General features: G+C 70.8%; 15 protein-coding genes. 11 read left to right on the top strand and 4 right to left on the bottom strand.

The window, feature by feature from the left end; genetic code table 11:
- Positions 1 to 38 precede the first annotated feature (38 nt).
- The 3 genes from ACZ42A_RS21890 (at position 39) to ACZ42A_RS21880 (ending at position 3,895) form a co-directional block, all read left to right on the top strand.
- Positions 39 to 623, top strand: a complete 585-nt coding sequence (locus ACZ42A_RS21890; RefSeq protein WP_468528919.1) for a flavodoxin family protein — start codon at positions 39 to 41, stop codon at positions 621 to 623.
- Between the two features lie 149 nt (positions 624 to 772).
- Positions 773 to 2,116, top strand: coding sequence for a YncE family protein (locus ACZ42A_RS21885; RefSeq protein ID WP_468528918.1), 1,344 nt, complete (start codon positions 773 to 775; stop codon positions 2,114 to 2,116).
- Positions 2,117 to 2,320: 204 nt separating this feature from the next.
- The gene (locus ACZ42A_RS21880) at positions 2,321 to 3,895 is read left to right on the top strand and encodes a serine hydrolase (RefSeq protein ID WP_468528917.1); all 1,575 of its coding nucleotides are present in this window, start codon (positions 2,321 to 2,323) and stop codon (positions 3,893 to 3,895) included.
- A gap of 87 nt (positions 3,896 to 3,982) precedes the next feature.
- Here ACZ42A_RS21880 and ACZ42A_RS21875 read toward each other — a convergent pair whose 3' ends face one another.
- Complete coding sequence (locus ACZ42A_RS21875) at positions 3,983 to 5,110, bottom strand: CAP domain-containing protein (RefSeq protein WP_468528916.1); 1,128 nt, start codon at positions 5,108 to 5,110, stop codon at positions 3,983 to 3,985.
- 174 nt (positions 5,111 to 5,284) lie between these two features.
- Between ACZ42A_RS21875 and ACZ42A_RS21870 the strand changes: the two genes are divergently transcribed.
- From ACZ42A_RS21870 to ACZ42A_RS21855, 4 genes are all read left to right on the top strand, one after another.
- Positions 5,285 to 5,566, top strand: coding sequence for an acylphosphatase (locus ACZ42A_RS21870; protein ID WP_468528915.1), 282 nt, complete (start codon positions 5,285 to 5,287; stop codon positions 5,564 to 5,566).
- A gap of 379 nt (positions 5,567 to 5,945) precedes the next feature.
- Complete coding sequence (locus tag ACZ42A_RS21865) at positions 5,946 to 6,152, top strand: hypothetical protein (RefSeq protein ID WP_129801581.1); 207 nt, start codon at positions 5,946 to 5,948, stop codon at positions 6,150 to 6,152.
- Positions 6,153 to 6,387: 235 nt separating this feature from the next.
- Positions 6,388 to 10,167: an AAA family ATPase gene (locus ACZ42A_RS21860; RefSeq protein ID WP_468528914.1), complete on the top strand. Its 3,780-nt coding sequence runs from the start codon at positions 6,388 to 6,390 to the stop codon at positions 10,165 to 10,167.
- A gap of 261 nt (positions 10,168 to 10,428) precedes the next feature.
- The gene (locus ACZ42A_RS21855; protein ID WP_468528913.1) at positions 10,429 to 11,844 is read left to right on the top strand and encodes a sugar porter family MFS transporter; all 1,416 of its coding nucleotides are present in this window, start codon (positions 10,429 to 10,431) and stop codon (positions 11,842 to 11,844) included.
- Between the two features lie 87 nt (positions 11,845 to 11,931).
- Here ACZ42A_RS21855 and ACZ42A_RS21850 read toward each other — a convergent pair whose 3' ends face one another.
- Both ACZ42A_RS21850 and ACZ42A_RS21845 read right to left on the bottom strand, forming a co-directional pair.
- Positions 11,932 to 12,903: an LLM class flavin-dependent oxidoreductase gene (locus ACZ42A_RS21850; protein ID WP_468528912.1), complete on the bottom strand. Its 972-nt coding sequence runs from the start codon at positions 12,901 to 12,903 to the stop codon at positions 11,932 to 11,934.
- Between the two features lie 55 nt (positions 12,904 to 12,958).
- Complete coding sequence (locus ACZ42A_RS21845) at positions 12,959 to 14,425, bottom strand: cytosine permease (RefSeq protein ID WP_468528911.1); 1,467 nt, start codon at positions 14,423 to 14,425, stop codon at positions 12,959 to 12,961.
- A 171-nt stretch (positions 14,426 to 14,596) separates the two neighbouring features.
- Between ACZ42A_RS21845 and ftsY the strand changes: the two genes are divergently transcribed.
- The gene (ftsY, locus tag ACZ42A_RS21840) at positions 14,597 to 15,811 is read left to right on the top strand and encodes a signal recognition particle-docking protein FtsY (protein WP_468528910.1); all 1,215 of its coding nucleotides are present in this window, start codon (positions 14,597 to 14,599) and stop codon (positions 15,809 to 15,811) included.
- Between the two features lie 82 nt (positions 15,812 to 15,893).
- Here ftsY and ACZ42A_RS21835 read toward each other — a convergent pair whose 3' ends face one another.
- A complete protein-coding gene (locus tag ACZ42A_RS21835) occupies positions 15,894 to 16,556 on the bottom strand; it encodes a bifunctional DNA primase/polymerase (RefSeq protein ID WP_468528909.1) in 663 nt (220 codons plus the stop codon).
- Between the two features lie 454 nt (positions 16,557 to 17,010).
- Between ACZ42A_RS21835 and nsdA the strand changes: the two genes are divergently transcribed.
- The 3 genes from nsdA to ACZ42A_RS21820 all read left to right on the top strand — a co-directional run bounded on the left by nsdA (position 17,011) and on the right by ACZ42A_RS21820 (position 20,562).
- Positions 17,011 to 18,486 carry a transcriptional repressor NsdA gene (nsdA, locus tag ACZ42A_RS21830; RefSeq protein ID WP_468528908.1) on the top strand — a complete coding sequence of 492 codons (1,476 nt, stop codon included), beginning with the start codon at positions 17,011 to 17,013 and terminating at the stop codon, positions 18,484 to 18,486.
- A gap of 397 nt (positions 18,487 to 18,883) precedes the next feature.
- Positions 18,884 to 20,227, top strand: a complete 1,344-nt coding sequence (locus ACZ42A_RS21825; protein ID WP_468528907.1) for an ammonium transporter — start codon at positions 18,884 to 18,886, stop codon at positions 20,225 to 20,227.
- Positions 20,224 to 20,562 (top strand): P-II family nitrogen regulator, encoded by a 339-nt coding sequence (locus tag ACZ42A_RS21820; protein ID WP_003997576.1) that lies wholly within the window; start codon positions 20,224 to 20,226, stop codon positions 20,560 to 20,562. The genes ACZ42A_RS21825 and ACZ42A_RS21820 overlap by 4 nt, the downstream gene beginning before the upstream one ends.
- The last annotated feature ends 25 nt before the right edge of the window (positions 20,563 to 20,587 follow it).

The raw sequence follows: 20,587 nt of genomic DNA, 5'->3' as shown, positions 1-20,587 counted from the left end.
GCCCGGTGATTTCGTCCGCGTCCCTGAGGAGTACCCCTGTGACCACCCCTGTCGTCTCCATCGCCTACCACTCGGGCTATGGCCACACCACCGTCCTCGCCGAGGCCGTCCGCGCGGGCGCCGCCGAGGCCGGTGCCGAGGTGCACCTGATCAAGGTGGACGAGATCACCGAGGAACAGTGGGCGGTGCTCGACCGCTCGGACGTCATCGTCTTCGGCTCCCCGACCTACATGGGCACCGCCTCGGGCGCCTTCCACGTCTTCGCCGAGGCCAGCTCCAAGCGCTGGTTCGGCCAGGACTGGAAGGACAAGCTGGCCGCCGGTTTCACCAACTCCGGCTCCAAGAGCGGCGACAAGCTGCACACGCTGCAGTTCTTCCAGACCCTCGCCGCGCAGCACGGCATGCACTGGATCAACCTGGGCCTGCACCCGGGCTGGAACAACAGCGCCGGCTCCGAGAACGACCTCAACCGCCTCGGCTTCTTCGCGGGCGCTGCCGCCCAGACCAACATCGACGAGGGCCCGGCCGCCGTCCACAAGGCCGACATCGCGACCGCCGAGCACCTGGGCCGCCGGGTGACCGAGACCGCCGGGGTGTTCCTGAAGGGCCGCGCGGCGGCCTGAGCGCACATACGTCTCGCGCAGGTGCTCCGCTGCCGTACCCCAGCCGGAGCACCTGTCCCCGCGACCCCGAGTGACACATCTGCACCTCGCTGCGCTCTTCGAACGGGAGGTCGAAAACGGCCGCCCAACTCCGAGGAGGTTTCGTTCACTTGCGCATCCACACACGCACTGCCGTCGCGGCGGCAGCGGCACTGATCGGCTCGCTCACCCTGATCGGGACGGGGACAGGGACGGCCGCGGCCGAGCAGACGAGCGTGGCACTGCCCAGCGCCTCGTTCCGGGACATCGTCGTCGACGGCGTGCACGACCGGGTGTTCGTCAGCGACCCCACGGGCGGCAGCATCGTCGTCACCGACTACGCGGGCGCGGTCGTCCGGCAGATCACCGGCGAGGAGGGGGCCGCGGGCCTCGTGCTCTCGGCGGATTCCAGCAAGCTGTACGTGGCCCTGTCGACGGCCGGCGCGATCGCCGAGATCGACACCGCCACGCTCACCGAGACCAACCGCTACCCGACCGGCGCGGACATCTCGCCCCAGACCCTGGCGATGGCGGGCGGCAAGCTGTGGTTCGGTTACACGATCGGCACCGGCAGCAGCGGCGGCATCGGCTCGCTCGACGTGGCTTCCGCGGCCCCGGCGGCGACGCTCGAACCGAGCGGCCGGTACTGGTACTACGGCCCGGCCCTGGCGTCGTCCCCCGCCGACCCGAACATCCTGGTGGCAGGCCAGGAGGGCGTCAGCCCGGCCACCCTGGCGGTCTACGACACGTCGACCGGTGCCCTGGAGAAGCGCGCCGAGCGCTCCTTCAGCTCCTCGCCGTCGATCTCGTACCTCAACGACTTCGCGGTGACGGCCGACGGCCAGAACGTCGTCGTGGCGGCGAACAACCCGTACGACCACCAGATCGTCCGCCTGTCGGACCTGTCGTCGAACGGCTCCTACTCCAGCTGGCAGTTCCCGAACGCGGTGGCCGTGGCGACCGACGGAACGGTGGCGACCGGCGCGGACGGCGACTTCGTGAAGACCTACCGCCCGGGCACCACCTGGCCGGCGCTCCACGAGTACGTCGTGAACGACCTCCAGCGCGACGGCCTCGCCTGGGCCCCGGACGAGAACCGTCTCTTCGCGATCACGGGCTTCTCCTACGGCAGCGCCCCCACGCTCCACGTCCTCCCGGACGCCGGCAAGCTGGACACCACTCTCAGCCTCCAGGCCCCCGCGACCTCGAACCGAGGCAAGGACCTGACCGTCACCGGTTGGCTGTCGGCAGCGGAGCCCTTCCCGGCGGGCACGACGGTCGAAGTGACCCGCACGGACGCGGCACACCCGACCGGCACCCCGGTCGGAACCTTCACCGTCTCCGCGGCGACGGGCGAGTTCACGTTCACGGAACGCCCGCGCGAGACGGGTGACATCACCTACACCGCCACCTACAAGGGCGACGGGCAGCGCATGTCCGCGACGACGCAGACGACGGTGACGATCACCAAGTAGTCACCCCGGGCAGTTCCGTCGAAGGCCCCGCACCCGGACCAGCCGGGTCGGGGCCTTCGGCCTCGGAGGCCCGGCGTACGCGGTATTCCCCTGATCGGCCTGTCTGGGTGTGACAGGTGGCGGGGGTGGGTTTTCGATTGCGGTATGGCCCGACTTGGTCGTGTTTGCTCCCGCTCCGTTCGTGTCGCCGCGGCTTTGGGCCTGATGGCGGCGCCGGCTGTCGGCTGTACCGGGGCCGATGCCGACACCACCGCCATCGCGCGTGCGGCCGCCGAGACGTCGCCGCTGCCCACTGTCCCTCCGGCTCAGCCGCCGTCGCAGATCACCCGGGCCGAGGTCGAGACCGCGGTTGGCCGGCTGGACGACGTCGTGCGGGATTTCATGCGCCGCACCGGTGTGCCCGGTGTCGCCGTGGGGGTGGTGCACGACGACGAGGTGCTGTATGCGAAGGGGTTCGGCGTGCGCAAGGCAGGCACGAAGGACCGGGTCGGAGCGGACACCGTCTTCCAGCTCGCCTCGGTCTCCAAGCCGATTGCGTCCACGGTGGTCGCCGCGGCCGTGGGGGAGAAGACTGTCGGCTGGGACAACCCGGTCGTCGACCACAGCTCCGGCTTCGCTCTGAAGGACCCGTGGGTCAGCCGCCATGTCACGCTGGCCGACCTGTTCTCGCATCGCAGCGGACTGCCCGACCACGCCGGAGACCTCCTGGAAGACCTCGGCTACGACCGCTCGTACATTCTGGACCACCTGCGCTACCAGCCGCTGGCGCCGTTCCGCGCCCACTACGCGTACACGAACTTCGGGCTGACCGAAGCCGGCGTCGCCGCCGCGCGAGCAGCGGGGACCAGCTGGGAGGAGCTGTCCGCCGCGAAGTTGTACCGGCCGCTGGGCATGGACTCCACCAGTTCTTCCTTCGCCGACTACGAGAAGGCGGAGAACAAGGCCGTCTTGCATGTGCAGAGCGGGGGCACCTGGCGCGCCGAGCATGTTCGTGACGCGGACGCCCAGAGCCCGGCGGGCGGAGCCAGCTCCACGGCCCGGGACATGACGAAGTGGCTGCGCCTGCAACTGGGCAACGGCAGGTTCGAGGGGCGGCAGGTCGTCGACGCCGACGCGCTGGCACGGACCCATCTGCCGCACATGCTCTCCGAGCCGCCGCACGCGCCCGCGGGCCGGGCCGGGTTCTACGGGCTCGGCTGGAACGTGAGCTACGACGACCAGGGCAGGCTGAAGCTCGGCCACTCCGGCGGTTTCGCGCTGGGGGCGGCCACCCACGTCGCCCTGCTGCCCTCGGAGAAGCTCGGCATCGTCGTCCTGACCAACGGCCAGCCCGTCGGCCTGCCCGAGGCGATCACCGCCACGTTCCTCGACACCGCGCAGACGGGCGGGCCCACCGTCGACTGGCTGACGTTCCTCGGGCCGATCATCAAGCAGTCCCTGGCGGGGGACCGCTCGCCGGTCGACTACAGCAAGCCTCCCGCCTCACCCGCACCCGCCAAGGCGGACAGCGCCTACACCGGAACGTACGCCAATGAGTACTACGGCCCGATGACCGTCAGCGCCCAGGGCGGCGAACTCACCATGCAACTCGGGCCGAAGAAGCAGCGGTTCTCCCTGCGCCACTACGACGGGGACACCTTCAGCTACCGCACCACCGGCGAGAACGCCGTCGGCCTGTCCGGCGTGACCTTCACCGGCGCCTCCGGCGAACGCGCCGGCAAGGTCCGGGTCGAGAACCTCGACACGACCGGTCTCGGCACCTTCACGAGGAACGACTGACGACCTCGTGCATGGTCGGCCGTGGCCCGGCGGCCGGGTCCCGGAGACGGCCCAGGAAGGCTCCTGGGCCTCTGCCCTGCGGCTGTCTCAGTAGCCGAAGTCCTGGGTCCACCACGGCCCGCCCGGGCCGAAGTGGACGCCCACGCCCAGGGTGGTGAACTCGCAGTTCAGGATGTTGGCGCGGTGGCCGGAGCTGTTCATCCAGGCCTCCATGACGGCTGCCGCGTCGGCCTGGCCGCGGGCTATGTTCTCGCCGCCGAGGTCGGTGATGCCGGCCTTCTCCGCCCGGTCCCAGGGGGTCGCCCCGCTGGGGTCGGTGTGGTCGAAGAAGTCCCGCGCGGCCATGTCCTCGCTGAAGTCGCGGGCCAGCTTCGCCAGCGCGCTGTTCGCGGCCACCGGCCGGCAACCGGCCTTCGCCCGCTCCTCGTTGACCAGCCGCACGACCTCCGCCTCGGCGGCGGCCGCCTGGGAGACGGTCACCGGGGCGGTGGTGCGCGGCGGCTCCGCGGTCGGCGTACGCGACGGCGTCGGGGTCGGCTTCGACTTCGGCTTCTTCGACGGCGTGGCCGATGGTTCCTTCGTCGGCTCCTTCGACGGCTTCTCGGTGGACGGCGACGCCGAGGGACTGGAGGTGGAAGGCGACGCCGACGGAGAGGCGGAGCGGCCGGTCTCCGGGCTCGTGGTGGCGCTCTCGCCGGACTGGCCCTCGGCGGTGCCGGAGGTGCCGCCCAGCGGGCCCTCGGTGTTGGCGGCACCGCTGTCGGTGGCCTGCACCTTGTCGCCGCTGCCGCCGAGCGTGTAGGTGTCGCCGCCGGGCAGGACGCCGGTGGCGACCGCGACCGCGCCGAGGGCGACCGCGGCGGAGACCCCGAGCAGACCGGTGCGGACCGGGATCACGCCCTTCTTCCTGCGGCGGTGCGAGCTCCCGCGCCGGGTGCCGTCGTCAGGGGTGAAGCCGCCGCCGGCCGGGGAGGCCGCGGGGTCGGGAGCGGAGCCCTGGCCGTCGTCGGTGGCGAAGAGGTAGGCGTCGCTGCGGGCCTGCACCTCGGCGTAGGCCTCGGGGTTCAGGTAAGGCGCGATGCCCGGCTCGGGGTGGTGCCCCGGCTGCGGGTGCCGCGGCTCCCGGCTCCCCGTCTCGGCGCTCTGTGCCGGCGTGACCCCCGTGGCGCGGCCCGTGGCGGCGCGGCCGGCGGCGGAGCGTCGGTGGCGTCCCATGTACTGGCCTTCCTCGTCCCTGGTGCTCGTCCTGGCGGTCGACTCGTCCCCGGCGGTCAACCAAAGTCACCCGATCGGGTGACTTTCATATGAGATGTGTTTGGGGCTGGACGGTACCCCATGGCGCACGAGGGCGAAGTGTCCCGAGAGACATTGGCCGGTTAGGTTGCACCCATGAGCGAGGATGTGCGACTGGTCGCCTGGGTCCGAGGACGCGTGCAAGGTGTGGGTTTTCGCTGGTTCACGCGGGCCAAGGCGCTGGAGATCGGCGGTCTGAGTGGTTTTGCTCTCAATTTGGCCGACGGCCGCGTCCAGGTGGTCGCGGAGGGGTCGCGCGAGGGCTGCCAGGGCCTGCTGGACTGGCTCCAGGGTGACGACACGCCCGGGCGCGTGGAGGGCGTCACCGAGATCTGGGACACACCTCGCGGCGGCTACGACGGCTTCGCGATCCGCTGATCCCGGGCCGCCCGACGGCCCCCGCCGGGCGGCGGGACATGCCATGGGCAGCTGCCCGAAAGGAAAACGCCCAGGTGATTGCCGAGAACCCCTTGCCGTGGCAGGCTCCGCACGGAAAGATGATCGCCACGCCCTGAGGCCCCGCGGAAGTCGCAGCGCCGCCGTTTTCCGGCCGCGCACACCGGGTTGCCCGTCAATACAGGGCGTGATCGTGTTGACCGTCAAACTTTTTGGTGAGACGCTGAAAGCACCCCGCGCACCTAGCTGTTTGGCATGGATGAACGGCAGCAAGAACTCCACAATGCCAAGCACCGCGGGTGCGAATCCCTCACGACCCACACCGCTTCGGTCGGTCACTCAGTGTGGAGGACCATCCATCATGGCAAAGGCGCTTCTCGGTTACGTCGGCGGCTCCGACCCTCGACTCCTCGCCGAGATGCGACGGCTCCAGCAGCGCGTCCAGGACCTGGAATCCGAGCTCGTACGGATCCAGGCGGAGAACGACGCGCTGGCGGCTGCCGCTTCTCACCACGACAGGATCATGGAGAGCGTCGACGCACACCAGGCGGAGCCTGCGCTCACCTGATCACTGCATCGCACAACGACAAGCAGTGGTTGGGCTGCCCGTATCAACCGCTCAATAGTCAGAAGTTGCAAGGGACGCCTCGGCGTCCCTTCTTTCTTGCCCCCGCGCCCTTGCCCCCGCGTTCTTGCCCCGCGCATCCTTTCAGCTTCTTTAACGTCTGGTGTGCCCTGCGCGTTCACCGGCGAAACCGCGCGTTCATGGAGTGAGACAACGCCGGAAGGTAGAGTCCAGCGGCGTGCACCTCAAGGCCCTGACCCTCCGGGGATTCAAGTCGTTCGCCTCGGCCACCACGCTCCGGTTCGAGCCGGGCATCACGTGCGTCGTCGGTCCGAACGGCTCGGGCAAGTCCAACGTCGTGGACGCGCTCAGCTGGGTCATGGGCGAACAGGGCGCCAAGTCGCTGCGCGGCGGCAAGATGGAGGACGTCATCTTCGCCGGCACCACCGGCCGCCCGCCGCTGGGCCGGGCCGAGGTGTCCCTGACCATCGACAACTCCGACGGGGCCCTCCCCATCGAGTACGCCGAGGTCACCATCACGCGGATCATGTTCCGCAACGGCGGCAGCGAGTACCAGATCAACGGCGACACCTGCCGCCTGCTCGACATCCAGGAACTGCTCTCCGACTCCGGCATCGGCCGCGAGATGCACGTCATCGTCGGCCAGGGCCAGCTCGACTCCGTGCTGCACGCCGACCCCATGGGCCGCCGCGCCTTCATCGAGGAGGCGGCCGGCGTCCTCAAGCACCGCAAGCGCAAGGAGAAGGCGCTGCGGAAGCTGGACGCGATGCAGGCCAACCTCGCGCGCGTGCAGGACCTCACCGACGAGCTGCGCCGCCAGCTGAAGCCGCTCGGCCGCCAGGCGGCCGTCGCCCGGCGGGCCGCCGTCATCCAGGCCGACCTGCGCGACGCCCGCCTCCGCCTCCTCGCCGACGATCTCGTACGCCTGCGCGAGGCACTCCAGGCCGAGATCGCCGACGAGGCCGCGCTGAAGGAGCGCAAGGAGGCCGCCGAGCAGGAGCTGCGCAAGGCGCTCCAGCGGGAGGCCCTGCTGGAGGACGAGGTCCGCCGGCTCACCCCGCGCCTCCAGCGCGCCCAGCAGACCTGGTACGAGCTGTCCCAGCTCGCCGAGCGGGTGCGCGGCACGATCTCGCTGGCCGAGGCACGGGTGAAGAGCGCCACCGCCGCGCCGGTGGACGAACGGCGCGGCCGTGACCCCGAGGACCTGGAGCGCGAGGCCGCTCGGATCCGCGAGCAGGAGGCCGAGCTGGAGGCGGCCCTGGAGGCGGCGCAGCGGGCGCTGGAGGACACGGTCGAGCACCGCGCCGAACTGGAGCGCGAGCTCGCCGCCGAGGAGCGCCGCCTGAAGGACGCCGCCCGGGCCATCGCCGACCGGCGCGAAGGGCTCGCCCGGCTGAACGGCCAGGTCAACGCGGCCCGCTCGCGCGCGGCCTCCGCCCAGGCCGAGATCGACCGGCTGGCCGCCGCCCGCGACGAGGCGCAGGAACGGGCCGTCGCCGCGCAGGAGGAGTACGAGGCGCTGAAGGCCGAGGTCGACGGGCTCGACGCGGGCGACGCGGAGCTGGCCGAGCGGCACGAGGCGGCCAAGCGCCGGCTCGCCGAGGCGGACGCCGCCCTCACCGCCGCCCGCGAGGCGGTCACCGCCGCGGAACGTAAGCGGGCCGCGACCCAGGCCCGCCACGAAACCCTGGCGCTGGGCCTCCGGCGCAAGGACGGCACCGCGATACTGCTGGGGGCACGCGACAGGCTGACCGGAGTGCTCGGCCCGGCGGCGGAGCTGCTGACGGTGACCCCCGGCTACGAGGTCGCCCTGGCCACCGCCTTCGGCGCGGCGGCGGACGCGATCGCCGTCACGACCCCGGCCTCGGCAGCCGAAGCGCTCCGCTTGCTGCGCAAACAGGACGGCGGCCGCGCGGCCCTGCTGCTGACGGGCGCACCGGAGGAAGCCCCGCAAGGGGGCGCGGGGAACGGCGCGCCCAGCCCCCACGAACCGGCACCCGACAACGGCGGCCCAGCCCCCCAAAGGGGCGCGGGGAACTGCGCGACCAACCACGACGAACCGGCAGCCGACGACCGCGGCCCAGCCCCCCAAAGGGGCGCGGGAAACTGCGCGACCAGCCACGACGAGCCCGCAGACGCCCACCCGCCCGCCACCACCCTCCCCGAGGAGCGCCCAGCCCTCCCCGAGGAGCGCACACCCCTCCCCGCAGAGCGCTTCGTCCGCGGCCCCGCCGAGCTCATGCCCGCCGTACGACGCCTGCTGCGCGGAATCGTCGTGGTGCCGACACTGGAGGACGCCGAGGAGCTGGTCTACGCAAGGCCGGAGCTGACGGCGGTCACCGCGGAGGGAGACCTGCTGGGCGCCCACTTCGCGCACGGCGGTTCCGCCGGGGCGCCGAGTCTTCTGGAGGTGCAGGCCTCCGTGGACGAGGCCGCCGCCGAGCTGGCGGAGCTGGAGGTGCGGTGCGAGCAGCTGACCGAGGCGCAGCACGTGGCCGCCGAGCAGCGCACCGAGGCCGCCGCGCTCGTCGAGGAGCTGGGCGAGCGGCGCCGGGCCGCCGACCGGGAGAAGTCGGCGGTGGCGCAGCAGCTGGGCCGGCTCGCCGGGCAGGCCAGGGGAGCGGCGGGAGAAGCGGAGCGCAGCGTCGCCGCCGCCGCGCGGGCGCAGGAGGCGCTGGACAAGGCGCTCCAGGAGGTCGAGGAGCTGGCCGAACGGCTGGCCGTGGCCGAGGAGATGCCGATCGAGGAGGAGCCGGACACCTCGGTCCGGGACCGGCTCGCGGCGGACGGCGCCAACGCCCGGCAGACCGAGATGGAGGCCCGCCTCCAGGTCCGTACGCACGAGGAACGCGTCAAGGGGCTCGCCGGCCGCGCCGACTCCCTCGACCGCGCGGCCCAAGCGGAGCGCGACGCACGCGCGCGTGCCGAGCAGCGGCGGGCCCGGCTGCGCCACGAGGCGGCCGTCGCCGAGGCCGTCGCCTCGGGCGCCCGGCAGCTGCTCGCGCACGTCGAGGTCTCCCTGGCCCGCGCCGAGCAGGAGCGTTCCGCCGCCGAGGCCGCCAAGGCGAGGCGCGAGCAGGAGCTGGCCACCGCCCGCACCCAGGGCCGTGACCTCAAGGCCGAGCTCGACAAGCTCACCGACTCGGTGCACCGCGGCGAGGTGCTCGGCGCCGAGAAGCGGCTGCGCATCGAGCAGCTGGAGACCAAGGCGCTGGAGGAGCTGGGCGTGGAGCCCGTCGGCCTCGTCGACGAGTACGGCCCCCATCAGCTCGTACCGCCCTCCCCGCCCGCCGAGGGCGAGGAGCTGCCGGAGGACCCCGAGCACCCGCGCAACCAGCCGAGGCCGTTCGTCCGCGCGGAGCAGGAGAAGCGGCTGAAGGCGGCCGAACGGGCGTACCAGCAGCTCGGAAAGGTGAATCCGCTCGCCCTGGAGGAGTTCGCGGCGCTGGAGGAGCGCCACAAGTTCCTCAGCGAGCAACTGGAGGACCTGAAGAAGACCCGCGCGGACCTGCTTCAGGTGGTGAAGGAGGTCGACGAGCGGGTCGAACAGGTCTTCACCGAGGCCTACCGGGACACCGCACGAGAGTTCGAGGGCGTCTTCAGTCGCCTCTTCCCCGGCGGTGAGGGGCGGCTGATCCTGACCGATCCCGACAACATGCTCACCACGGGTGTGGACGTCGAGGCCCGGCCGCCGGGCAAGAAGGTCAAGCGGCTGAGCCTGCTCTCGGGCGGTGAGCGCTCACTCACCGCCGTCGCCCTCCTGGTGTCGATCTTCAAGGCCCGGCCCAGCCCGTTCTACGTCATGGACGAGGTCGAGGCCGCACTGGACGACACCAACCTCCAGCGGCTCATCCGGATCATGCAGGAGCTGCAGGAGACCTCGCAGCTCATCGTCATCACGCACCAGAAGCGGACCATGGAGGTCGCCGACGCGCTGTACGGCGTCTCCATGCAGGGCGACGGTGTGTCGAAGGTCATCAGCCAGCGGCTGCGTTGAACGCCCGCTTCCGGGCAGCGGTCTGCATAAGGGTCTACACCAGTAGCGACCTGCGCCCCTCCTAGATCACTTCAAGAAGTGAACACAAGGCTGACACGTCATGGGGAAAATTCACAGGTCTTGGCCTATTGACTTCGAAACCTGAAGGCATAGTCTCTGCAACGTTGCTTTTACCTTCAGGTGTGAGCGGTGTGAACACCCCACCCCTGGAAGGGCTCGCCCCCAGCCGGCAGCGTTGCCGGCGGCCCGAGGAGTTACCCAGTGACCAGCACAGCGCAGGCACCTCAGTCAGGAGCCAAGTCGGCGCACCCCGAACATCTCGGGCACGTCGTCTTCATCACCGCCGCGGCCGCCATGGGCGGTTTCCTGTTCGGCTACGACAGCTCCGTCATCAACGGTGCGAACGGCGGCATCCAGGCCCGGTTCGACCTCAGCTCCGGTGCCACCGGAACCGTTGCCGCCTGCGCCCTGCTGGGCAGCGCCGTGGGTGCGGCCGTCGCCGGCCGGATCGCCGACCGGATCGGCCGTATCCGGGTCATGCAGATCGCCGCGGTGCTGTTCGCCGTGAGTGCGGTGGGCTCGGGTCTGCCGTTCGCCGCCTGGGACCTCGCGGCCTGGCGCGTGCTCGGCGGTATCGCCATCGGTATGGCCTCGGTCATCGGCCCGGCCTACATCGCCGAGGTCGCCCCGCCCGCCTACCGAGGCAGGCTCGCCTCGTTCCAGCAGGCCGCCATCGTCATCGGCATCGCCGTCTCCCAGCTCGTCAACTGGGCCATCCTGAACATGGCCGACGGCGAGGAGCGCGGGCAGATCGCCGGCCTGGAAGCCTGGCAGTGGATGCTCGGCGTGATGCTCGTGCCGGCCGTGATCTACGGTCTGCTCTCCTTCGCCATCCCCGAGTCGCCGCGCTACCTGATCAGCGTCGGCCGGATCACCGACGCCAAGAAGGTGCTCGGTGACGTCGAGGGCGACATCGACCTGGACGCCCGTGTCGCCGAGATCGACGAGGCGATGCGCAGCGACCACAAGTCCACCTTCAAGGACCTGCTCGGCGGCCGCTTCGGTCTGCTGCCGATCGTCTGGATCGGTATCGGCCTCTCCGTCTTCCAGCAGCTGGTCGGCATCAACGTCATCTTCTACTACTCGAACCTGCTGTGGCAGTCCGTCGGCGTCGACCCGTCGAGCTCGTTCTTCTACTCGTTCGAGACCTCGATCATCAACATCATCGGTACCGTGATCGCGATGATCTTCGTCGACCGCATCGGCCGCAAGCCGCTGGCGCTCATCGGCTCGGTCGGCATGGGCATCTCGCTCGCGGCGGCGGCCTGGTCCTTCTCCTTCCAGAACGGCAACGACCCGCTGCCCACCGCGCAGGGCTACGTCGCGCTGATCGCCGCCAACGCCTTCGTGCTCTTCTTCGCCCTGTCCTGGGGTGTGGTCGTCTGGGTCATGCTCGGCGAGGTCTTCCCGAACAAGATCCGCGCCGCCGCGCTCGGTGTGGCCGCCTCGGCCCAGTGGATCGCCAACTGGGTGATCACCATCACCTTCCCGGACCTCTCGGAGTGGAACCTGTCGCTCACCTACGTCATGTACGCGGTGTTCGCCTTCCTCTCCATCCCCTTCATCCTCAAGTTCGTGCCCGAGACCAAGGGCAAGAAGCTGGAGGAGATGGGCTGAGCCTCACCCGAGGCTCCCTCGACTCGAGGAGACGGGCCAAGTCCCCGCTGCCCGCTCCTCGACACCCGTAAGACGTACTGCCCCGGCTCACTCACCGAGCCGGGGCAGTACGTCTTCGCACAGCAGCCGCAGACTCCGCCGGCCCTCCTCCACCGGCATCCCGCCGACCAGCGGATGCAGCACCAGCTGCGCCGGCCCCCACGCCACGCACTCGTCCGGCGTCAGCACCCGGTACACGCCCTCCGCGCGCAGCTCGTCCACCGTGCGGGCCGTCGAACGCACCGCCGAGCGCACACCCGAGTGCTGCCAGGAGGCGTACGTCCGCGCCTCGTGCAGGAAGTGCTCGCCGTACGCCGCCCAGACGCGGTCGGGGTCCTCGGCGAGGTGCAGCAGCGGGGTCTCGGCGGCGGGCATCATCGTCCAGCCCTCGGTGCCGTACTCCACGAGCCGCTCCTTGTAGTACGCCTCCAGCTCCGGCAGATGCGCGCTGGGGAAGAACGGCAGCCCGAGCCGGGCGGCGCGGCGGGCGGCGGCCCGCGACGAGCCGCCGACCAGCAGCAGGGGGTGCGGCTCGGTGAAGGGGCGCGGCGTGACCCGTACCGTACGGCCCCGGTAGGTGAACTCCTCGCCGGTCCAGGCCTGGAGCAGGGTCTCCAGCAGCTCGTCCTGGAGCCGTCCCCGGCGCGCCCAGGACACCCCGGCCCGCTCGTACTCCTCGACCCGGTAGCCGATCCCGGCGACGGTCACCAGCCGGCCGCCGCTCAGCAGGTCCAGCACGGCGATGTCCTCGGCGAGCCGCAGCGGGTCGTGCAGCGGGCCGATGGCCGCCGAGACGGTCACCGCGATCCGCCGGGTGGCTCCCAGTACGGCGCCCGCGAAGGCGAACGGCGACGGCAGCCAGTTGTCGGCGACGCCGTGGTGCTCCTCGGTCTGCACCGTGGTGACACCGTGCGCGTCGGCGTACGCGGCCATCTCCAGGGCGGCCCGGTAGCGGGCGCCGAGGGAGGCGGGGGTGGCGCCGGGCTCGACCAGGTTGAAACGGACGACCGTGACGGGCATGGCGAAGTCCCCCTCCGGTACGGGTCGGTGGAGGGGGACGGTAGCTGACGGATCGTCAGATGGCCATGGGCGCGTTCGGGCGGTTCTCGGACGTGACCGGCTCGGCGGCCTTCGTCGCCGGCGTGGTCACCGCCGGCTTCGGCAGGGCCAGGTACAGCAGCCCCGAGATCACGATCGTGGCGACCCAGCCGAGGCCGTACTCGCCGATGACGTTGTTCGCGGCGAGCGGGCCGGTGAACCAGTCCGACGTGGTGAACAGCAGGCCCGCCACCAGGCCGACGGCCCAGGCGGTCACCGCGGCGGGGGAGAAGCCGCCCCGGTACCAGTAGGCGCTGGTGCGGGTCGTGTCGGCCATGGCCTCGCCGTCGTACGACGTACGCCGCAGCATGTCCGCGCCGAACACGCCGACCCAGGCCGAGAACGCCACCGCCAGCAGGGACAGGAAGGCGATGAAGGAGCCCATGAAGCTCGTCGCCACCAGCATCAGCACGCCGCCGAAGACCAGCGAGATGAGGGCGTTGACGGACACCGCCCAGTGGCGCGGCACCTTGATGCCCAGGGTCTGCGCGGTGAAGCCCGCCGAGTACATCGACATCGCGTTGATCAGCAGCATGCCGATCAGCGCGATCAGCAGATACGGCACCGCGATCCACGTCGGCAGGATCTCGCCGAGGAAGGAGACCGGGTCGGCGGCCGAGGCCAGGTCCGGCGTGGACACCGCCATCACCGCGCCCATCAGGACCATCGGCAGCACGACGACACCGGCGCCGCCCACCGCCGTGCCCACGATCGCCTTCGACGACGCCGTGCGCGGCAGATAGCGCGTGAAGTCCGGCGCGGACGGGATCCAGCTGACGCCACCCGCCGCGATCATGCCGATTCCGGTGATCACCGCGGCCGTCGAACCGGCCGAGTGGTCCAGCACCTTCGACCAGTCCGTGTTCACCGCCAGATAGCCCAGCACCAGCACGGAGAACGCGCCGAAGAGGTAGGTCGCGTACTTGTTGCACTTCTGCACGGCGCCGATGCCGAGTCCGGAGATCGCGAACGTCGCGACCACGAACGCCAGCAGCATCACCATGTCCAGCACGCTGTTCGCACGGATGCCGAACACGATGTCCAGGATGGTGAGCATGGCGTAGGCGCCGGTCACCGCGTTGATCGTCTCCCAGCCCCAGCGGGCGATCCAGATCAGCGAACCGGGCAGCAGATTGCCGCGCTGGCCGAAGACGGCCCGGGAGAGCGCCATGCCCGGCGCGCCGCCCCGCTTGCCCGCGATGCCGATCAGCCCGACCAGGCCGTACGACACGACCGGCGCGACGACGGCGACGACCAGCGCCTGCCAGATGTTGAGGTGGTAGGCCACGACCAGGCTCGCGCCCATGGTGAGCAGCAGCACGCTGATGTTGGCGCCCACCCAGGTGGGGAACAGCTCACGGGTTCTCGCGGTGCGCTCGTGGTCCGGTACCTGCTCGATGCCGCGGGTTTCGAGAGCGCCTTCGGTCTCGGCGGTCTTGCTCATGAAGAACATGCCTAGCGGTGGGGGGACGGGGGGACGTCGGGACTCTACGCGCGTTGACGGAGCCGATGCCATTGTACTTTGGCCCGACTCGCACCCACCGGTGCGGTTTGTCTCTCAGAGGAAGCCACAAGAAGGGTCCGGCGGACCCCCATGGCCGATACTGGACGCGTTATGGACATCGTCATCCTTGCTGTAGTCATCGCCGTGGTCGTGCTCGGCGCGCTCGGCGGGCTCGTGGTCGGCAGCCGGCGCAAGAAGCAGCTGCCCCCGCCGCCCCCCACGACGCCCGACCTCACCGCACCTCCGGCCGAGCCGCACGTCGGCGACGAGGCCGAGACGCCGAAGGAGGAACCGCGCCGCACGATCGAGGAGGTGGACCTCCCGGACGGCTCGGCCCCGGTCGCCGTCGAGGAACCTCCCGTCGTCGAGGAGCCCATCGAGGCTCCCCCGATCGAGATCCCCGAGCCCACCGCCGGACGCCTCGTGCGCCTGCGCGCCCGGCTCTCCCGCTCCCAGAACGCCCTGGGCAAGGGCCTGCTCTCGCTGCTCTCGCGCGAGCACCTGGACGAGGACACCTGGGAGGAGATCGAGGACACCCTGCTCACCGCCGACGTCGGCGTCCAGCCCACCCAGGAGCTGGTCGAACGGCTGCGCGAGCGTGTGAAGGTGCTCGGCACCCGTACCCCCGAACAGCTGCGCGGTCTGCTCCGCGAGGAGCTGCTGACCCTGGTCGGCACCGACTTCGACCGCACCGTGAAAACCGAGCCCGAGGACCGCAAGCCCGGCATCGTGATGGTCGTCGGTGTCAACGGCACCGGCAAGACCACGACCACCGGCAAGCTCGCCCGGGTCCTGGTCGCCGACGGCAACAGCGTCGTGCTCGGCGCCGCCGACACCTTCCGCGCCGCCGCCGCCGACCAGCTCCAGACCTGGGGCGAGCGCGTCGGCGCCCACACCGTGCGCGGCCCCGAGGCCGGCGACCCGGCCTCCGTCGCGTTCGACGCGGTGAAGGAGGGCAAGGAGATCGGCGCCGATGTCGTGCTCATCGACACCGCCGGCCGGCTCCACACCAAGACCGGCCTCATGGACGAGCTGGGCAAGGTCAAGCGCGTCGTCGAGAAGCACGCCCCCCTCGACGAGGTGCTGCTCGTCCTCGACGCCACCACCGGCCAGAACGGCCTCGTCCAGGCCCGGGTCTTCGCCGAGGTCGTCGACATCACCGGCATCGTGCTCACCAAGCTCGACGGCACCGCCAAGGGCGGCATCGTGGTCGCGGTCCAGCGCGAGCTGGGCGTCCCGGTGAAGCTGGTCGGGCTCGGAGAGGGCGCGGACGACCTCGCGCCGTTCGAGCCGGAGGCGTTCGTCGACGCGCTCATCGGAGAATGACACGACCTCCGGAAATCCGTATGTGGCCGAAGCGCCCGCCCCGGTGGACAAGGGGACGGGCGCTTCGTCGTAGGGGCGTCCGCTACGCCCGTGACCGGTGTGCCACGTACGCCAGCGTGCCCAGCAGCAGCCGGGCCTCCGGCGGGTGGCTCGCCGAGTCGAGGGCGGGGGAGCGCAGCCAGCGCACCGGACCGAGGCCGCCGCGGTCGGAGGGCGGCGCCGTGATGTGCGTACCGGGGCCGAGACCGCGCAGGTCGAGGGCCGGGTCGTCCCAGCCCATGCGGTACAGCAGGGCGGGAAGCTCGGCGGCGGCGCCGGGGGAGACGAAGAAGTGGGCGCGGCCGTCCGGGGTGGCGGTCACCGGGCCGAGCGGGACACCCATGCGCTCCAGCCGGACCAGGGCGTGCCGACCGGCGGGTTCGGCCACCTCGATCACGTCGAACGCCCTGCCGACCGGCAGCATCACCGCCGCGCCCGGGGTCTGAGCCCAGGCGTCGGTCACCTCGTCCAGCGTCGCCCCGGCCGGCACCCGGGAGGCGAAGTCCAGCGGATGCGCGCCCGGTGCCGGGCAGTCGGCGCGACCGCAGGAACACAGGCCCGCGGCGGCCCGCGCGCCCGGTACGACGTCCCATCCCCACAGCCCGGTGTACTCGGCCACGGCGGTGCACTCCGACGAGCGGCCGCGGCGGCGCGAGCCGGACCGGATGTCGCGGATGCCCCGACTGCTGCCGATCGTGAAGCCCATGCCCCCTCCAACGGGTCCGGCGCACCGGTGGTTACGAGACGGATCGAGATGAATGCGGAACGTGACCTCGTCTACCCGGCTGCCCCCTGCCGCGCGGTTCACTCGGCGCCCGGAAGCGTGCCGGGTGGTGCGCCTGGCCGTGCGCGCCCTCGAGTGCGTCGGTCCGCCCATCCCCGGCTGTCATGTGTCAAGTGAATCGTGCAGAGGCGTCCGTGAGTTCATTCGAAGGGGTGGCGAATGGTGGCGATTCTGGAATCGCCATGGCTGGAGGGGTGATCGTAGGATTACTGTGAGTGCACAGCGGGTGGGGCACATGCGCCGGTGGGTATGCCGGAGGCAAGTCGGTTTCCCGTTCGAAGGGTGACAACTCCGGGACGGGCAACCCACTCGCCCGGCATTCTGATAAGGCTTGGCGCACTCGATGACAAGCGGTCTGAGGGATGGGGGCGTTCCAGTGGGCGGCAACGGCGGAAGCGGGACGAACGCTGAAAAGCGCCCGAATGAGCTGTTGGGCTCGTGGTTCGTGCGCAGCGGCTGGTCCAAGGGCGAGTTGGCCCGCCAGGTCAACCGCCGGGCACGCCAGTTGGGCGCCAACCACATCTCGACGGACACCTCACGGGTCCGGCGCTGGCTCGACGGCGAGAACCCGCGCGAGCCGATCCCCCGGATCCTCTCCGAGCTGTTCTCCGAGCGGTTCGGCTGTGTCGTCTCCGTCGAGGACCTGGGGCTGCGTACCGCCCGCCAGTCACCCTCCGCGTCCGGAGTCGACATGCCCTGGACGGGCCCGCAGGCGGTGGCACTGCTCAGCGAGTTCTCGCGCAGCGACCTGATGCTGGCGCGGCGCGGCTTCCTCGGGACCTCGCTGGCCCTGTCCGCGGGCCCGGCCCTCATCGAGCCCATGCAGCGCTGGCTCGTGCCGGCCCCGCCCGCCCCGCCGCAGGAAGCCCGGGCCGTGCCGACCAGCCGCGCGCGCGGGCGGCTCTCCCGGCCCGAGCTGGACCTGCTGGAGTCCACCACCGTGATGTTCCGGCAGTGGGACGCCCAGTGCGGCGGCGGGCTGCGCCGCAAGGCCGTCGTCGGCCAGCTGCACGAGGTCACCGACCTGCTCCAGGAGCCCCAGCCGGAGGCCACCACCCGCAAGCTCTTCAAGGTCGCCGCCGAGCTGGCCGAACTGGCCGGCTGGATGAGCTACGACGTCGGACTCCAGCCCACCGCGCAGAAGTACTTCGTCCTCGCCCTGCACGCCGCCAAGGAGGCCGGCGACCGCCCGCTCGGCTCGTACATCCTGTCCAGCATGAGCCGCCAGATGATCCACCTCGGCCGGCCCGACGACGCGCTGGAACTCATCCACCTCGCGCAGTACGGCAGCCGGGACTGCGCGAGCCCGCGGACCCAGTCGATGCTGTATGCGATGGAGGCCCGCGCGTACGCCAACATGGGCCAGCCCGGCAAGACCAAGCGGGCCGTGCGGATGGCCGAGGACGTCTTCGCCGAGGCCGAGGACTGGGACGAGCCGGACCCCGACTGGATCCGCTTCTTCTCCGAGGCCGAGCTGCACGGCGAGAACAGCCACTCCTACCGCGACCTGGCCTATGTCGCCGGCCGCAGCCCCACCTACGCCTCCCTGGCCGAGCCGCTGATGCAGCGGGCCGTCGAGCTGTTCGCCCAGGACACCGAGCACCAGCGGTCGTACGCACTCAACCTGATCGGCATGGCCTCGGTCCATCTGCTCCAGCGCGAGCCCGAGCAGAGCGCCGTCTTCGCCGAGCGGGCCATGCAGGTCGCCAAGAAGGTCCGTTCCGAGCGGGTGAACACCCGTATCCGAAAGACCGTCGACACCGCCGCCCGCGACTTCGGTGATCTCGCCGAGGTCGTCGACCTCACCGACAAGCTCGCGGCGGAGCTGCCCGAGACCGCCGAGGCGGTCTGACCCCCACAACCCAAGCCCCGGCCGCGGCCGGCCCTCCCGAACTGCCCGACTCGGCTCCCCCATGCCAGGTCATCGGAAGGCCGCCCGCGGCCGGCTTCTGTGCGCCTCCGGAGATCGCCTTCGAATGATCTCCTCCGAGGAACTCCTCCGAGGGCCTCCTTCGAAGATCTCCGAAGGTCTTCCTCCGAAGGTTGCGCCACGATAACGATCGCGCGGCCCGCGATCCGGCAATTCATCGATGCGTAACACGCACGGCGCCTTCGTCACGGCGGCGAAACAACGAGGGGCTTCCACCGAAACCGCGCTGCGCCAATCTCGTGGCGCATAACCGGCCCACCCCTCAATCCGCTCCAGGCTTCGCCCGCACGGGGCCGTATCCAACGACGAGGAGACGCCGATGGCACCAGCAGCCATCACGCTTGCCGCAGAGACGGAGATCTCTGCCGCCAACACAGGCTTCATGCTCATCTGTTCCGCCCTGGTGATGCTGATGACGCCGGCCCTGGCCTTCTTCTACGGGGGCATGGTCCGCGTCAAGAGCACCCTGAACATGCTGATGATGAGCTTCATCAGCCTGGGGATCGTCACCATCCTGTGGGTGCTGTACGGCTTCTCCATGGCCTTCGGCAACGACTCCGGCGGCATCTTCGCCTGGAACTCGGACTACGTCGGCTTCACCGGCATCGACAAGGACGCCGTCTGGGACGGCTACACCATCCCGGTCCTCGTCTTCGCCGTCTTCCAGCTGATGTTCGCGATCATCACCCCCGCCCTGATCAGCGGTGCCCTCGCCGACCGGGTGAAGTTCACCGCCTGGGCGCTGTTCATCGCCCTGTGGGCCACCGTCGTCTACTTCCCCGTCGCCCACTGGGTCTGGGGCACCGGCGGCTGGGCCTTCGAACTGGGCGTGATCGACTTCGCCGGTGGTACGGCGGTCCACATCAACGCCGGTGCCGCCGCGCTCGGCGTCATCCTGGTCATCGGCAAGCGCGTCGGCTTCAAGAAGGACCCGATGCGCCCGCACAGCCTGCCGCTGGTCATGCTGGGTGCCGGTCTGCTGTGGTTCGGCTGGTTCGGCTTCAACGCGGGCTCCTGGCTCGGCAACGACGACGGCGTCGGCTCCCTGATGTTCGTCAACACCCAGGTCGCCACCGCCGCCGCCATGCTCGCCTGGCTGATCTACGAGAAGCTGCGCCACGGCGCCTTCACCACGCTGGGCGCCGCCTCCGGTGCCGTCGCCGGCCTGGTCGCCATCACCCCGGCCGGTGGCGCGGTCGACCCGCTCGGCGCGATCGCGGTCGGCGCCATCGCCGGTCTGCTGTGCGCCATGGCCGTCGGCCTGAAGTACAAGTTCGGCTACGACGACTCCCTCGACGTGGTCGGCGTCCACCTCGTCGGCGGCATCGTCGGCTCCCTGCTGATCGGCTTCTTCGCCTCCGGCGAGGGCCAGTCCGACGTCAAGGGCCTCTTCTACGGCGGTGACGCCGCCCAGCTCGGCAAGCAGGCCGCGGGTGTCTTCGCGGTCCTCGCCTACTCCCTGATCGTCTCCGCGATCCTCGCCTTCGTCCTCGACAAGACCATCGGCATGCGGGTCCCCGAGGACGACGAGGTGGCCGGCATCGACCAGGCCGAGCACGCCGAGACCGCATACGACTTCAGCGGCGCCGGTGGCGGCACCTCCCGCTCCACTCCCGTGCCCGCCCCCGTCGTCCAGGCCGAGTCCAAGAAGGTGGACGCATGAAGCTCATCACCGCCGTCGTGAAGCCCCACCGGCTCGACGAGATCAAGGAAGCCCTCCAGGCCTTCGGAGTCCACGGCCTGACGGTCACCGAGGCGAGCGGCTACGGTCGTCAGCGGGGCCACACCGAGGTCTACCGCGGTGCCGAGTACACCGTCGACCTGGTCCCCAAGATCCGCATCGAGGTGCTCGCCGAGGACGACGACGCCGAACAGCTGATCGATGTCATCGTCAAGGCGGCCCGCACCGGCAAGATCGGTGACGGCAAGGTCTGGTCCCTCCCGGTCGAGACCGCCGTCCGGGTCCGCACCGGCGAGCGCGGTCCGGACGCGCTCTGAAAGAACGCGATCTGACGCGCTCTGA

The sequence above is a fragment of the Streptomyces sp. NPDC030838 genome, from assembly GCF_055572035.1.
The sequence above is the reverse complement of the archived record's forward strand: the minus strand, read 5'-3'. Positions and strand labels throughout refer to the sequence as shown.